13 protein-coding genes, 1 other RNA gene and 1 pseudogene are annotated in these 14,126 nt (G+C 72.5%); 8 read left to right on the forward strand and 7 right to left on the reverse strand.

Features of this window, described 5'->3' with window-relative positions:
- From ABZ117_RS24440 to ABZ117_RS24455, 4 genes and pseudogenes are all read left to right on the forward strand, one after another.
- Positions 1 to 493: pseudogene (locus ABZ117_RS24440) on the forward strand (hypothetical protein); the annotation flags it as partial.
- Positions 494 to 652: 159 nt separating this feature from the next.
- On the forward strand, positions 653 to 2,026 hold the full coding sequence (locus tag ABZ117_RS24445) for a nitrate/nitrite transporter (protein WP_356823902.1): 1,374 nt from the start codon (positions 653 to 655) through the stop codon (positions 2,024 to 2,026).
- A gap of 87 nt (positions 2,027 to 2,113) precedes the next feature.
- Positions 2,114 to 3,265: a uroporphyrinogen-III synthase gene (locus ABZ117_RS24450; RefSeq protein ID WP_356823903.1), complete on the forward strand. Its 1,152-nt coding sequence runs from the start codon at positions 2,114 to 2,116 to the stop codon at positions 3,263 to 3,265.
- Between the two features lie 106 nt (positions 3,266 to 3,371).
- Complete coding sequence (locus tag ABZ117_RS24455) at positions 3,372 to 3,707, forward strand: hypothetical protein (protein ID WP_356823904.1); 336 nt, start codon at positions 3,372 to 3,374, stop codon at positions 3,705 to 3,707.
- Positions 3,708 to 3,752: 45 nt separating this feature from the next.
- On the opposite strand, the gene ABZ117_RS24460 is transcribed toward ABZ117_RS24455, so the two are convergent.
- Positions 3,753 to 4,730, reverse strand: coding sequence for a LysR family transcriptional regulator (locus ABZ117_RS24460; protein ID WP_356823905.1), 978 nt, complete (start codon positions 4,728 to 4,730; stop codon positions 3,753 to 3,755).
- 83 nt (positions 4,731 to 4,813) lie between these two features.
- Between ABZ117_RS24460 and ABZ117_RS24465 the strand changes: the two genes are divergently transcribed.
- From ABZ117_RS24465 to ABZ117_RS24475, 3 genes are all read left to right on the forward strand, one after another.
- Positions 4,814 to 6,076, forward strand: a complete 1,263-nt coding sequence (locus tag ABZ117_RS24465; RefSeq protein WP_356823906.1) for an MFS transporter — start codon at positions 4,814 to 4,816, stop codon at positions 6,074 to 6,076.
- Between the two features lie 424 nt (positions 6,077 to 6,500).
- Positions 6,501 to 6,623 (forward strand): hypothetical protein, encoded by a 123-nt coding sequence (locus ABZ117_RS24470; protein WP_356823907.1) that lies wholly within the window; start codon positions 6,501 to 6,503, stop codon positions 6,621 to 6,623.
- Positions 6,624 to 6,935: 312 nt separating this feature from the next.
- Positions 6,936 to 8,300 carry a helix-turn-helix transcriptional regulator gene (locus tag ABZ117_RS24475; RefSeq protein WP_356823908.1) on the forward strand — a complete coding sequence of 455 codons (1,365 nt, stop codon included), beginning with the start codon at positions 6,936 to 6,938 and terminating at the stop codon, positions 8,298 to 8,300.
- Positions 8,301 to 8,387: 87 nt separating this feature from the next.
- On the opposite strand, the gene ssrA is transcribed toward ABZ117_RS24475, so the two are convergent.
- From ssrA to ftsE, 5 genes are all read right to left on the reverse strand, one after another.
- Positions 8,388 to 8,756: a transfer-messenger RNA gene (gene ssrA, locus ABZ117_RS24480) on the reverse strand.
- 115 nt (positions 8,757 to 8,871) lie between these two features.
- The gene (gene smpB / locus ABZ117_RS24485; protein ID WP_356823930.1) at positions 8,872 to 9,414 is read right to left on the reverse strand and encodes an SsrA-binding protein SmpB; all 543 of its coding nucleotides are present in this window, start codon (positions 9,412 to 9,414) and stop codon (positions 8,872 to 8,874) included.
- Between the two features lie 87 nt (positions 9,415 to 9,501).
- Complete coding sequence (locus tag ABZ117_RS24490; protein ID WP_356823909.1) at positions 9,502 to 10,683, reverse strand: S41 family peptidase; 1,182 nt, start codon at positions 10,681 to 10,683, stop codon at positions 9,502 to 9,504.
- A gap of 68 nt (positions 10,684 to 10,751) precedes the next feature.
- Positions 10,752 to 11,669, reverse strand: a complete 918-nt coding sequence (ftsX, locus tag ABZ117_RS24495; RefSeq protein WP_356823910.1) for a permease-like cell division protein FtsX — start codon at positions 11,667 to 11,669, stop codon at positions 10,752 to 10,754.
- Positions 11,670 to 11,705: 36 nt separating this feature from the next.
- Entirely contained in the window at positions 11,706 to 12,395 is a 690-nt protein-coding gene (ftsE, locus tag ABZ117_RS24500) for a cell division ATP-binding protein FtsE (protein WP_121788490.1), read from the reverse strand.
- Between the two features lie 259 nt (positions 12,396 to 12,654).
- On the opposite strand from ftsE, the gene ABZ117_RS24505 reads away from it, so the two are divergent.
- A complete protein-coding gene (locus ABZ117_RS24505) occupies positions 12,655 to 12,846 on the forward strand; it encodes a hypothetical protein (protein WP_356823911.1) in 192 nt (63 codons plus the stop codon).
- 143 nt (positions 12,847 to 12,989) lie between these two features.
- Here ABZ117_RS24505 and ABZ117_RS24510 read toward each other — a convergent pair whose 3' ends face one another.
- Positions 12,990 to 13,958: a hypothetical protein gene (locus ABZ117_RS24510; protein ID WP_356823912.1), complete on the reverse strand. Its 969-nt coding sequence runs from the start codon at positions 13,956 to 13,958 to the stop codon at positions 12,990 to 12,992.
- Between the last annotated feature and the right edge of the window lie 168 nt (positions 13,959 to 14,126).

Genomic DNA, 14,126 nt, shown 5'->3' on the forward strand with positions numbered 1-14,126 from the left:
CGCGGCAGAGGTGGCAGCCGCGGACGTCCCGGACGCACGCGTCGGTGCCGGGGAAGCGAGGGCCGCCGACCGCCCGGGCGCACGCGCCGGAGCCGCAGGACCGGCAGCCACAGACGGCTCGAAGACCCGCGCCGGAGCCGGCGCCGGCGAGTTGACAGCCATAGACGGCCTGGACGCACACGCCGGCGCAGCGGAACCGGGGGCCACGGACGCCTGCGCCGCGGAACCGGTGGCCGCCGACCGCCCGAACGACCGCGCCGCGGAACCGGTGGCCGCCGACCGCCCGAACGACCGCGCCGCGGAACCGGTGGCCGCGGACGGCAACCCCGGCGCCCGCGCCGCGGAGCCCGCTGCCGTGGTCGGCCGGGGGGCTGTGGGGCGGGGGGTGCCCGGTGCCGTCGTCGTGGTGCTCGGTCGGTTGCCCGGCGCGCCGGCCGGCGGGGGTCGCGTGGGTGAGATCATGCGCGACCTCGACGCCGCGCTCCGCGGCTGAGGGCGTCCGGGCCGGTCGCCTCACCGGTCGCCGGGCGGGTGAGTGAGAGCAACGTTCCCTTCCGGTCACCCACAGCCACAGGCCGGAAACCCGGCCTCCCTACCTTCGGGCTCAGTCAGTGGTCGGCAGACCGAGCAGCCGGAGCACCGTGGAGGCGCGATGACAGCCCCAGTCCCAACCCGTCGCAGTGGCCGCTGGATCGAGCGCTGGGATCCGGAGGACGAGGGATTCTGGGCGGCGACCGGGGAGCGGATCGCCCGCCGCAACCTGTGGTTCTCCGTGCTCTGCGAGCACATCGGGTTCTCCGTGTGGACCCTGTGGTCGGTGCTGGTGCTGTTCATGGGGCCCGAGTACGGGCTCACCCCCGCCGACAAGTTCCTCCTGACCTCGATGGTCACCCTGGTCGGCGCGGTCGCCCGCGTGCCGTACACCTTCGCGGTCGCCGTCTTCGGCGGCCGGAACTGGACGGTGATCTCGGCCGCTCTGCTGCTCGTCCCGACGACCGCCGCGTTCTGGGTGATGGAACCGGGGACGTCCTTCTCCACGTTCCTCCTGGTGGGCCTGCTGACCGGGATCGGCGGCGGCAACTTCGCCTCCTCGATGACCAACATCAACGCCTTCTTCCCGCTCCGGAAGAAGGGCTGGGCGCTGGGCCTCAACGCCGGCGGCGGCAACATCGGCGTGCCCGTCATCCAGCTCGTGGCGCTCGCCGTCATCGGCGCGAGCGGCGGCCCGCGTGTGCTGCTCGGGATCTACATCCCGCTGATCGTCGTGGCCGCCGTGCTCGCCGCGCTGTTCATGGACAACCTGGCGTCGGTGCGCAACGACACCGGCGCGGCCAGGGACGCCGCGAAGGACGCCCACACCTGGATCATGGCGTTCCTGTACGTCGGCACGTTCGGCTCGTTCATCGGCTACAGCTTCGCGTTCGGCCAGGTGCTGACGATCCAGTTCGGCCGGACCCCGCTCCAGGCGGCGTACCTGACCTTCGTCGGCCCGCTGCTCGGCTCCCTCGTCCGGCCCATCGGCGGCCGGCTCGCCGACCGGTACGGCGGCGCCCGCATCACCCTGTGGAACTACGTCGGCATGGCCGCCGCCACCGCCGTCCTCGTGGCCGCCAGCATGCGGCAGTCGCTGCCGCTGTTCGTGTCCGTGTTCGTCGTCCTGTTCGTGCTCAGCGGCCTCGGGAACGGGTCGACGTACAAGATGATCCCGGGCATCTTCCAGGCCAAGGCCCTCGCCCGGGGCCTGGAGGGCGAGGCGGCCGTCGCCGAGGGCCGGCGGCTGTCCGGCGCCTCCATGGGGCTGATCGGCGCGGTCGGCGCGCTCGGCGGAGTCGGCATCAATCTCGCCTTCCGGCAGTCCTTCCTCTCCTCCGGCTCCGGCACCGGCGCCTTCGTCGCCTTCCTCGTCTTCTACGGCGCCTGCTTCGCGCTCACCTGGGCCGTATACCTTCGTCGTACGGGCGGACAGGTCCCGGCGACGGCAGCGGCTTCACCGGAGAAGGCCCAGCTCGGCTATGCCGAGGTGTGACGTAACACCGGCGACATGGAGCCGAACCGAGCCCGTCACGCACCGTTGACAGGCTCGGTCGGCGTGCCGGCCAGCTAGGAGAGCCCCATGGACGACGAAGAGCAGCAATCCGAGCACGGTCCCCTCGCCGGGTTCACCGTGGGCGTCACCGCCGCGCGCCGCGCCGACGAGCTGGGCGCCCTGCTCCGGCGGCGCGGCGCCGCCGTCGTGCACGCCCCCGCCCTGCGGATCGTGCCGCTCGCCGACGACGGCGAACTGCTCGCCGCCACGAAGGAGATCATCGGCCACCCGCCGGACGTGGTGGTGGCCACCACCGCGATCGGCTTCCGCGGCTGGGTCGAGGCCGCCGACGGCTGGGGCCTGGGCGAACAGCTCCTCGGCCGGCTGAGCGGGGTACGGCTGCTGGCCCGCGGCCCCAAGGTCAAGGGCGCCATCCGGGCGGCCGGTCTCACGGAGGACTGGTCGCCCTCCTCGGAGTCCCTGGCCGAGGTGCTCGACCGCCTCCTGGAGGAGGGCGTCGACGGGCACCGGGTCGCCGTGCAGCTGCACGGGGAGCCGCTGCCCGGCTTCGTGGAGTCGCTGCGCGCCGCGGGCGCGGACGTGGTCCCGGTCCCGGTGTACCGCTGGATGCCCCCCGAGGACATCAGCCCCCTGGACCGCCTCCTGGACGCGGCCGTCACCCGCGGTGTGGACGCCCTGACCTTCACCAGCGCCCCGGCCGCGGCCTCCCTCCTCTCCCGCGCGGAGGACCGCGGCCTGCTGGACGAGCTGCTGGCGGCCCTGGTCCACGACGTCCTGCCGGCCTGTGTGGGCCCGGTCACCGCGATCCCCCTCCAGGCCCACGGAGTGGACACGGTCCAGCCGGAGCGCTTCCGCCTCGGCCCCCTCGTCCAGCTGCTGTGCCAGGAACTCCCGTCCCGTTCCCGTGCGTTGCCCGTGGCCGGTCACCGGGTGGAGATCCGCGGCCACGCGGTCCTGGTCGACGGCGGCCTCAGGCCCGTACCCCCGGCCGGCATGTCCCTGCTGCGCGCCCTGGCCCGCCGCCCCGGCTGGGTGGTCTCGCGCGCCGACCTGCTGCGCGCGCTGCCCGGCACGGGCCGCGACGAACACGCCGTGGAGACGGCGATGGCCCGCCTGCGCACGGCCCTGGGCGCGCCGAAACTGATCCAGACGGTGGTGAAGCGGGGCTACCGCCTGGCACTGGACCCGGCGGCGGACGCGAAGTACGCGGACTCCTAGGCGGTTGCCCGTGCCGGGCGGGCCGAGGGGCCGGAGAGCGGGATCCAGGCTCTGAACTCCTCAAGTGGCTTGGGGCGCGCGGCCCGTTGCCCGCACCATGATCCTCATGATGGGATTCGCGGGATTCGACAGGAAACACGACTTCGTGCCGGCCATCCGGGACTCGGACATCGTCATCGCGGCTCTGCGGGAGGCGCTGGCCGGGGCGCCCGCCGAGGAACGCCCGGGACTGGAGCGCGCGCTCGCCGCCGTCACCGCCACCGCCGACGCCACCGAGGGGCAGGTGCGTGCCCGCTGGGTCCGCTCCCGGCTGGCGGACGCCGGTTTCACCGGCGACATCGCCTCGATCGCCGCGCTGAAGGCGCTGCGCCGGGCCGAGCCGCAGCTGAGCCTGCTGGCGGCGGTCCAGCTCCAGAAGCAGGCGGTGGCCCACCCGGAGTAGGGCGGCCCGCGAGCCGTCCAAGGTGCGTGCGGGGTGCGGGGCGCGTCAGGGGCGGGCGTTCATCACGTCCTCGTCGGCGGCGGGGAGCCAGCCGTCGCCGGGACGCCGCAGCCAGCCCTCGGCCCGGGCGATCTCGGCCCCCGCCCGGCGCAGCGCGGCCAGCGCGGGATGCGCCAGCCCCCTGCGCCAGACCAGGGAGACGGGCGACAGCGGGACGGGGCCGACGAGGGGCCGCCGTACCGTGCCGGGCATGGGCGGGAAGTCCAGGACGGCCAGCACCGGGACGCGGGTCTTGGCCATGATCCGCCCGAACTCCTCGTCGCCGACGGCCGGCGGAAGGGGCGGGGCGAGCCGGATCCCCCGGCCCTCGAAGAGCTCCCGGGCCAGGTCGGTCCACTCCCGGGTGCGCGGGTTCCCCGCACCGGCGTAGACCGCCTCCCCGGCCAGCGCGCCCACCGGCACCCGGGGCAGCGCGGCCAGCGGGTGGTCGCCGGGCAGGACGACGGCCATCGGCTCGTAGCGCACCGGCTGCTGCTCCAGGCCGGCCCGCAGCGCCGGGTCCAGTCCCGCGAACCGGCCGAAGGACACATCCAGCCGGCCGGCCAGCAGATCGGCGGCGGCGCCGGTGAGACCGCTCTCGTAGCGGGCCATCAGCTCGCAGTGGGGGGCGAGTTCCCGGGCCCGGTGCAGCACCCGGCGGCCGGTGACCAGGCCGGGACTGTTGACGTCGACGAGCAGCGGGCGGGCCTGGCCGGGGGCGAACGCGGCCAGCAGGTCGTCCTGGGCGGCGAGGACACGGCGCGCGAGCGGCAGCAGGCGCTCGCCGTCCGCGGTCAGCGTGACCTGCCGGGTGGTCCGTACGAACAGCTCGGCACCCAGCTCCCGTTCCAGCCGCCGTACGTCCCGGCTGAGCGCCTGCTGGGCGACGTAGAGGCGGGCCGCGGCCCGGGTGAAGTGCAGTTCCTCGGCGACGGCGACGAAGGAACGCAGCAGGCGCGGGTCTGCGGGAGCGGGGGCGGGCATGGGCGGAACCTACAACGCCGGCGCGTGAATCGGCACCCGGAAGGTGTTGGACCGGTGATCGGCTCCGGGGCGACCGTGGAGGCATGCCGCAACAGACCACCGCCGGCGGCGGGATACGCCGGGAGGACGCGCCGCTCACCGGTTACCGCCGTCTCTTCGCCCTCCCCGGCGCCCGCGCCTTCACCGCCGGGAACCTGCTCGCCCGCCTTCCCATGGGCATGTTCAGCGTGAGCGCGGTCGTGATGATCGCCGGTTCCCGGGGCTCGTACGCCCTCGCCGGCGCCGTCACCGCCACCGGTCTCGCGGCGACCGGGCTGGCCGGGCCCTGGCTCGCCCGGCTCGTCGACCGGTACGGGCAGGCCCGTATCGCACTGCCGGCCACGCTCGCCTCCGTGCTCGGCAGCCTCGCCCTGCTGCTGTGCATCCGCTGCGACGCCCCCGACTGGACCCTGTTCGCCGCCTACGCCGCCACCGCGGCCACTCCGAACATCGGCGGCCTGTCCCGCGCCCGCTGGGCCCATCTGCTGCGCGACGAACCGGACGCGCTGCACACCGCGAACTCCTTCGAACAGGCCGCCGACGAGCTGTGCTTCATGCTCGGCCCGGTGCTGGCCTCCTTCCTGGCCGGCACGTTGTTCCCGGAGGCGGGCACGCTCGCCGGGGCGGTGCTGCTCCTCGCCGGCATGCTGGTGTTCACCGCGCAGCGGGCGACCGAGCCGCCGCCGATGGGCCGGTCCAGGGCGCCGTCCCCGCTGCGCAGCCCGGGTATCGCGCCGCTGCTGGTCTGTTTCACGGCCACCGGCGCGGTGTTCGGTGCGATGGAGGTCGTCACGATCGCGTACGCCGACGCGCAGGGGCATCGCGCGGCGGCCGGTGCCGTGCTCGCGCTCCAGGCGGCGGGGTCGTGCGGGGCGGGGCTGGTGTACGGGGCGCGGAAGCCGGCCGTGCCGCGGCTGACCCGGTGCCTGGCGGCCATGGCCGTGCTGATTGTCCTGCCGTGGTCGGCCGCCGCGTTCGCCGGTTCGCTGCCGGTGCTGGCGGGGGCGCTGCTGCCGGCGGGCATGGCGACCGCGCCGACCATGGTGACGGCGATGACGCTGGTGCAGCGGCGCACCCCGGCCGGCCGCCTCAACGAGGGCATGAGCCTGATGGTCACCGGGCTGCTCACCGGTGTCGCCTGCGGTTCGGCCGCGGGCGGCTGGGCGGCGGAACACCGCTCCCCCGTCACGGCCTTCGCCGTGCCGGCCGCGGCGGCCGCGCTGGCGCTGCTCGTCGGCGCGGGCGCGGACGCGGCGGGCCGGCTCACGCGCCGTCCACAGGGCCCGGACCGGCGGACGCTCACCTGAGCCCTCGATGTACGGTCGGCGACCTGAAGTAAGCGCATCGTTACGAATGTGACCGATCCCACAAGATCGGTTTTCTTCTACGACCGGAAACACGGGCAACTCCGAACCGCTGTCGTCACAGCCCCCACCGGTGAGACCGCCCCGGCCCACCCGTAGCGGCTGTGAACTGCGACAACCGTGAACGACCGACGAGACCTACCGGCGAGTCGGCCGGCGACCCCGCCGTCCGGCGGGACAGCCGGACAAGTAACTGGTCGTCAAGTTGACATTTACGAAGGGAGTTGGGGTCCGACGCGCCCACAACTGGGCCTGTATCGCGCGTGTGACCCGGTAGGCTCATCCCAACATCGTCTCTCGCGGCGCACTTCGCGATCGGCTCGTCCGATCGGGGCCGATCGCCCCGCGACCGAGAGGAGGTGTGCGCGTGGAGGACCCGCCCAAGGGCGGCGGGCGTGACAACCGGAAGACCGCCCGGAGGATCTTCGGTTGGCTGGCGCTCCAGGCACTGGGTGCCTGGCTGCGACACCAGCTGGAAAACATCTTCTGACGGCGGAAGGCCCCCTGCGCCAACAGGGGACCTTCGGAGTCTCGCTCCCACACGCCGGCCCTGTGCCCCCGCCAACGGCGTGTACACCGTGGGGGCCAGGGCCACTTTCACCACCGAGCTACGTGGACCACAGTGACAACCTGCGGCCGACGTCGTCCAACCTCGCGCATTTCGGCGCGCGCATCCACCGGTTCAGCCGCCTAAAAGCAAAGCGGCCCAGGTGAGTTGCGCCCGCCGCCTGACGATGTGAAACGGCCGTGGCGCGGAAATGGTACCCCTAAAGTGGTCCTCCCGAGGAGGATGAGCACGCTCATGGCACGGGGTCTGGCCGATTTCAGCCCATCGGAGCTGCGCGCGCTCCGCATGAACATCTACGCGCGTCCCGGCGCGGTCGCCCTGACGGCGGAGGAGCTGGCACGGGAGGTCGGCACCACCAAGGCGCAGATCCTCGCCTACGAGAACGGGCACCGAGTGCCAGATCCGCCCCGGGTGCGCGCCCTCGCCCGGGCGCTGGGCACCCACCCCTCCACGCTGATGAACCACCAGCGCCACGCGTCCTGGGACATCGCCGACGTGCGGCGCGCCTGCGGCCTGCGGGCCCGGGACGTGGTGGAGCAGCTCGGGGTGTCGCCAAAGAACTACCGGCGGTTCGAGAACGAGGGCATCGTGCCCAGCCGGCGGCCCCGCTTCCTCGACCAGGTGGCGGCCCTGTTCGCCATCTCGCGGGCCACCCTGGAGCGCGCGGTCAACCGCACCCCGGCGGTCCGCCGGCGCCAGGAGCGGGCCGCGGAGCTGATCGAGGCCCTCGCCGAGCGGTACGTGCCCGCCCCGGGGCCGTGGAAGGGACCGGCGCCGGACGACCCGGACCTGATCGAGCTGGCCAACGGCCGGCCCGTACAGCGCACCCGGCGCGTCCTGACCTACGAGCTGGGCGAGCTGCGGCAGACGCACGTGCGGGCGGAACGGGAACGGGTCATCGCCGACTTCGACACCGACCGGGACCGGCAGGCCAGCGCCCAGCTGGCCCTCGCCCGCTGGACCCAGGTCTACGCCCGGGAGCTGGGCCGCATAGCCCCCCGGCTGGAACAGTTCCACCGCAACGCCCAGCCGTCCACGTACTGGCAGTTGCTCGTGGACCTGTTCAACGCGGAGGCGTACGCGTCCCGCGCCGAGGGCGGGCTGTGGGCGGTGGCGAGACTGCTGGCCGCCGACGCCACGCGCCTGCCGCCGCACCTGGTCGAGCAGCGGCAGATCGACGGCGTCTGCGTCTGCCGGCTGACGGCGGCCGGGCTGGGACACCTCAACACCTTCGCCGGCCTGTACGCGGCCCTGTACCCGGGGGTCCGCCGGCCGCTGCGCTCCCCCCACCGCTCCGGCGGGACACGCGGCCGGCTGTCGCCCGGGACCGAGACCTTCTCCGTCCCGCAGCACGGCGAGCGCCTGGTCGTGCCCCAGCCCGCGCTGGAGGCGTTCCGGGGCGTGGTGGCGCGGACCAAGTCGCTCGTGACGGTGGAACTCAGCCCCCGGCTGCGGCTCAGCGTCGGATCGCACTTCATGACCGTCCTCACCGTCGAGGGCGAGCTGCCGGGACCGGGACTCCTCGACGAGAGGGTGGGCGATGTCGGGGACGGGGAAGAGGGCGGGCACGGGCGCCGGCAGGAGCCGCCGCCGCCCTGAGCGGGGGCGGACATGACGAAGGCCCCGCCGCTGCGTGCGGCGGGGCCTTCGCCCACATGGGAGGTGGGAGGCCCGGGGGCCTCCCGATCGTGGAGATGGCGGGAATCGAACCCGCGTCCAACGGTGCGGAATCAGGGCTTCTCCGTGTGCAGTCCGCTGCGTTTTTCTCGGCCCCGGAGATCACGCGGACAAGTCTCCGACGGGCTCAGTCACTGTTTGGTTTCCCTCTTCACCCCGTGACCGGGATCAAGGTTTAGTTCCCTAGCTGATGCCAGGATCCGGGTCGGGAACAGCCCCGGGCTGACACTTCACGCCTCGCTACTTAGGCAGCGAGGGCGAAGGAATCGCGCTTGGTGTTGGCGATTATTTTTTGCGACATATGGTTTACGAGATCATTGCCGCTTCCTCGACACGCTTCCCCTGCTTCGACAGCCGCTGTCGAAACCGATCATCCCCATGTGGATTTTTCAATCCCCTCCGTGGAGGGGGTTCGCGCACCCTCTGCGGAGTGCGCTGCCATCGTACGTGACCAACGCCCGACGATGCCAGCCCATTCCCGGCGGTCGGCCGGCTAGACGCCGCGCTGCCTGCGCTTCGCCGCCGCGATCACCCGCTCCGACTCCCGCCGGTCCTGCTTCTCCCGCAGGGTCTGCCGCTTGTCGTACTCCTTCTTGCCCCGGGCGAGAGCGATCTCGGCCTTGGCCCGGCCGTCCTTGAAGTAGATGGCGAGCGGCACGATCGTGTGTCCCGTCTCCTGGGACTTCGACTCCAGCTTGTCGATCTCCTCACGGTGCAGGAGCAGCTTGCGCTTGCGGCGCGCGGAGTGATTGGTCCAGCTGCCCTGGTGATACTCGGGGATATGGGCGTTGTGCAGCCACGCCTCACCCCGGTCGACCTGGACGAAGCCGTCGGTCAGCGAGCTTCGTCCCTCGCGCAGCGACTTGACCTCCGTGCCCATGAGCACGAGCCCGGCCTCGAAGGTGTCGATGATCGCGTAGTCGTGCCGGGCCTTCTTGTTCTGGGCGACGATCCTGCGCTTGCCGCCCTTCTCGCCGTCCCTGGCCTTGGCGGCCCCACCGCCCGGCTTGGGCTGGGACTCCTTCGGTACGTACATTCCCTTGCTCATAGTGCCGCCCATTTTCGCACCCCACAGGGGGCGTGGGTACAGCCGATTACACGCGGCCCGGGCCGTCCCGCGTCGCTACGACGGATCGCCCAGGCCCGTGAGGACCGTCTCCGCCCGCCCGAGGGCCTCCGGGCCCGCCTCCAGGTCCGGGATGATGCCCCGGCCGTCGACGGCGTGTCCCGAGGGGGTGCGGTAGTGGCCGACGGTCAGCTCGGCCACCGAGCCGTCGGGCAGCTCGGTCGGCATCTGCACGGAGCCCTTGCCGAAGGTGCGGGAGCCGATCACGACCGCGCGGCCCCGGTCCTGGAGGGCGCCGGTGAGCAGCTCGGCCGCGCTCATGGTGCCGCCGTCGACGAGGACGACCAGAGGCCGGGCGGTGTCGCCGCCGGTGCGGGCGTGCAGGGCCCGCTGGACGCCGTCGACGTCGTACGTGGCGACCAGGCCGCCGTCCAGGAAACCGGAGGCGGTGTCCACCGCCTCGGTGACCAGGCCGCCGGAGTTGCCCCGCAGGTCGAGGATGGTCCCGCCGTCGGCCGGGGCGGCGCGCAGCACCTCACGGACCGCGTCGGCGGAGCCCTTGGTGAACGCGGCGATCCTGACGACGGTGACCCCGCCGGGCAGCCGGCGCGCGGTCACGGAGCGGGTGGACAGCCGGGCCCGGTGCAGGGACTCGGTCCACGCGCGCGTGCCCCGCTGGAGGCCCAGCCTGACCGTCGTACCGGCCGCGGCGTCCTGGGCGTGCGCGGCCGGGGCGTCCCCGCGCAGCATCGAGACCACCTCGGTGACCGGCCGCCCGTCGACCTCACTGCCGTCGACGCTGCGCAGCCGGTCGCCGGCGCGGATCCCGGCGTCGGAGGCGGGCGAGCCGGGCTGCACCCCGGTCACCTCGATCCGGCCGTCGGGCTCCCGCCGCGCCGACAGCCCGACACCGGTGTAGCGGCCGTCGAGGGCCTCCTGGAACTCCTCGTACTCGCCCTCGGAGTAGACCGCGCCCCACCGGTCCCCGCTGCGGCTCACGGCGCGTTCGGCGGCCTCCATCGGGGACTTGCCGTCGGCCATCGCCTCGGCGGCGGCCCGCTGGACGGCCTCGTGCCGGGTGGCCGGGGCCGCCGGCCCGGCGGCGGGCCGGTGCGCGGGACCGGGCTCCGGGAAGGAGCCGGTGACGGCACCGGCCGCCAGTACGCCGGTGAAGACCAATGCCAGGGCGGCCCCGAGGCGCCTGCGGCGGGGCTGACAGAACGGGTCACGGCCTGACATGGCGGTGAGTCTAGGACAACGCGAAGGGCCGTACGGGCGGATGCCCGTACGGCCCTTCTTGGCATGCGTCACACCTTCAGGTACTTGCGCAGGGCGAAGAACGCCGCAAGTGACGGCATCAGCACGCTGGTCGCGAGGATCAGCGGCAGCTTGGTCAACACCGCGTCCCAGCCGACGAAGTTGATGAGCGTGAGCTTGTGGGACAGGTCCATGCCGTGGTCGATGGTGAAGTACCGGCCGACCACGAGGCCCACACAGGCGAGGCCGCCGCCGATGAGGCCGGCGACCGCGGCCTCGGCGATGAAGGGCGCCTGGATGTAGAAGCCCGAGGCGCCGACCAGGCGCATGATGCCGGTCTCGCGCCGACGGCTGAACGCGGAGACACGCACGGTGTTGACGATCAGCAGCAGGGCGACGATCAGCATCATCGCCATCACCCCGAGCGCGCCGCGGTTCATCAGGTTGAGCAGCTGGAAGAGGTTGTCCAGGATGCCCTTCTGGTCCTGCACCGACTGCACGCCGTCCCGCCCGTTGAACGCGGTGGCGATCACCTGGTACTTCTGCGGGTCCTTGAGCTTGATCCGGTACGACTCCTGCATCTGGTCCGGCGTCAGCGAGCCGGCCAGGGGGGAGTTGCCGAACTGCTCCTTGTAGTGCTTGTACGCCTCGTCCTGCGACTCGTGGGTCACGTTCTCGACGACGGGCATCTTCTTCAGGTCGACGAGGATCTGCTTCTTCTGGTCCTCGGTGACGGCGCCCTTGGCGCAGTGCACGTCGTTCTCCGCGTCGTGCTTGTTGCACAGGAAGATCGAGACGTTGACCTTGTCGTACCAGTAGCCCTTCATGGTGCTGACCTGGTCGCTCATCAGCAGAGAGCCGCCGAAGAGGGCCAGGGAGAGGGCGACGGAGACGATGACGGCGAAGGTCATCGTCAGGTTGCGGCGGAGACCGACACCGATCTCCGACAGGACGAACTGGGCGCGCATGGCGGGTTCTTCAGGCCTTTCGGGAACTGGGGGCGGTCAGTGCTGGTAGCCGTAGACGCCGCGGGCCTGGTCGCGGACGAGGCGGCCCTTCTCCAGCTCGATGACGCGCTTGCGCATCTGGTCCACGATGTTCTGGTCGTGCGTCGCCATGATGACGGTGGTGCCCGTCCGGTTGATCCGGTCGAGCAGCTTCATGATGCCGACGGAGGTCTGCGGGTCGAGGTTGCCGGTGGGTTCGTCGGCGATCAGCAGCTTCGGCCGGTTGACGAACGCGCGCGCGATGGCCACGCGCTGCTGCTCACCGCCGGACAGCTCACCCGGTCTGCGGTCCTCCTTGCCGCCGAGCCCGACGAGGTCGAGGACCTGCGGCACGGATTTGCGGATCTCGCCGCGCGACTTGCCGATGACCTCCTGCGCGAAGGCCACGTTCTCCGCGACCGTCTTGTTGGGCAGCAGCCGGAAGTCCTGGAAGACCGTGCCCAGCTGGCGGCGCATCTGCGGCACCTTCCAGTTGGACAGGCGCGCGAGGTCCTTGCCCAGCACGTGCACCTGGCCGTGGCTGCACCGCTCCTCGCGCAGGACGAGCCGCAGGAAGGTCGACTTCCCGGAGCCGGAGGACCCCACGAGGAAGACGAACTCACCCTTCTCCACCTCCAGGGAGACATCCCTGAGTGCGGGGTGGGTCTGCTTGGGGTAGACCTTGGAGACGTTGTCGAATCGGATCACGGATGCACCACGGGTCGCCGGGGGTAGATGAGCGTGACCATACGCGAACCCGGTGTGCAAGTGCAGTCGCAGGCTGAGGTTGGGCAAGAGATGTACGTTTTTGTACCGGCTGCCCGCCCGCGCCCCCTCCCCGCGCCTGCTTCCCGGGGCCCCGCGCACGCGGCGCGGGAACCTGGCACAGTGGATGGGGAACGAAGGGGAACGTATCCGTTCCCGTGAGCGTTGTACATGTGATGGCCGGTGCAAGGAGGGCGAGCGCATGACGTACGACCGGTTGGTGTGCGCGAATTGTGCGGCGCCCGTGAGCGAGGGCCGGTGCCCGGTGTGCCGTGCCAACCGCGAGCGTCTCCAGCAGGAGGGCTTCTTCGCGGGGCTGAACCCGATGGCGCTGATCGCGCTGCTGGCGGTGCTGATCGCAGCGTTGGCGCTGCTGGCGCACCAGACCGCCTAGGAAGCCGGCGGGAGCGCCCGGCGGGGGCGCGGACGCGGTGGGAGACGCCGGAGGACGCGGAAGCGTCGTAAGGGCCCGGAGCGCCTGGCTCCGGGCCCTTACGTGCGTGCCCGTGCGTGCGGTGGGTGACCGCGTGGCTACGGTCAGGCGGTGGCGCCGCCCCGTCCGCTCGCCAGACGCGGCAGGACGCGGAAGCCGATACCGCCGGCGATCATCGTCGCGGCGCCGACGAGCAGGAACGCGGTCTGACCGGCACCGGTCTCGGCGAGCTGCTTGTCACCACCCTGGACCGTGGTGTCGGAGCCGGTGTCGGTGAGGGTCGCGGAGCCCTCGTCCTGCGGGACGTCGTGGTTGCCGCCGTCGGGGATGGTGTGGTTGCCGCCGGTGCCGCTCCCGCCGTCACCGGAGCCGCCGGTGCTGCCGGAGCCGCCCGTGCTGCCCGAGCCGCCGGAGGTGCCGCTGTCGCCGCCGGAGGTGCCGGAACCGCCACTGGTGCCGGAACCGCCGTTGCCGTTGCCGCCGTCGGTACCGGTGGAGCCGCCGTCGGTCGAACCGCCGGTGGTCGAACCGCCGGTGGTCGAACCGCCGGTGGTCGAACCGCCGGTGGTCGAACCGCCGTCGGTCGAACCGCCCGCGGTCGAACCGCCGGTGGTCGAGCCACCGGTGGTGACCGTGCCGCCGTCGGTCGAACCGCCGTCGGTGCTGCCACCGTCGGTCGTACCGCCGGTGGTGACGGTGCCGCCATCGGTCGTGCCGCCGTCGGTCGTGCCGCCGTCGGTGGTCCCCCCGATGGTGACCGTGCCGCCGTCGGTCGTACCGCCGTCGGTGGTCCCGCCGGTGGTGACGGTGCCGCCGTCGGTGGTCCCGCCGTCGGTCGTGCCGCCGTCGGTGCAGATGCCGATCGGGCAGCCGCCGTCGGTCCCGCCGTCGGTCCCGCCGTCGGTCGTACCGCCGTCGGTGGCGCCGACGCCGCTCACGCCCAGGCTGATCGGGCCCGCCTGGACATCGAGGTCCAGAGCGGACGCCGCGCCGGCGGCGGTCAGCGACGCACCGGCCGCGATCACGGCGCCGGCGGCTATCCGCGCGACCCGGATCCGCGTCTTCTTCGTCATGTGGTTGCTACCCCCAGTAGCTGATCGTCAGTGAGGCGGCGTGCGGGGCAGGCCGTGATCGACGGGGGCAGCCGGTGACGAAGACCGCGTCAACTCATTCCCCCGGTTCACATGCGCCCCAGACTGTACGCATGCCGCGGCTCACCCTTCCGATTTTTCAAAGCAACG

The organism is Streptomyces sp. NPDC006309 (assembly GCF_040613095.1).
Lineage (GTDB): Bacteria > Actinomycetota > Actinomycetes > Streptomycetales > Streptomycetaceae > Streptomyces.

Bases quoted from the DNA above. Each gene is read 5' to 3' on its own strand.
- ABZ117_RS24455 (WP_356823904.1), top strand. From the start codon at position 3,372: ATGATGGGATTCGCGGGATTCGACAGGAAACACGACTTCGTGCCGGCC.
- ABZ117_RS24465 (WP_356823906.1), top strand. From the start codon at position 4,814: ATGCCGCAACAGACCACCGCCGGCGGCGGGATACGCCGGGAGGACGCG.
- ftsX (WP_356823910.1), bottom strand. From the start codon at position 11,669: ATGCGCGCCCAGTTCGTCCTGTCGGAGATCGGTGTCGGTCTCCGCCGC.
- ABZ117_RS24450 (WP_356823903.1), top strand. From the start codon at position 2,114: ATGGACGACGAAGAGCAGCAATCCGAGCACGGTCCCCTCGCCGGGTTC.
- smpB (WP_356823930.1), bottom strand. From the start codon at position 9,414: ATGTACGTACCGAAGGAGTCCCAGCCCAAGCCGGGCGGTGGGGCCGCC.
- ABZ117_RS24505 (WP_356823911.1), top strand. From the start codon at position 12,655: ATGACGTACGACCGGTTGGTGTGCGCGAATTGTGCGGCGCCCGTGAGC.
- ABZ117_RS24460 (WP_356823905.1), bottom strand. From the start codon at position 4,730: ATGCCCGCCCCCGCTCCCGCAGACCCGCGCCTGCTGCGTTCCTTCGTC.
- ABZ117_RS24510 (WP_356823912.1), bottom strand. From the start codon at position 13,958: ATGACGAAGAAGACGCGGATCCGGGTCGCGCGGATAGCCGCCGGCGCC.
- ABZ117_RS24490 (WP_356823909.1), bottom strand. From the start codon at position 10,683: ATGTCAGGCCGTGACCCGTTCTGTCAGCCCCGCCGCAGGCGCCTCGGG.
- ABZ117_RS24475 (WP_356823908.1), top strand. From the start codon at position 6,936: ATGGCACGGGGTCTGGCCGATTTCAGCCCATCGGAGCTGCGCGCGCTC.
- ABZ117_RS24445 (WP_356823902.1), top strand. From the start codon at position 653: ATGACAGCCCCAGTCCCAACCCGTCGCAGTGGCCGCTGGATCGAGCGC.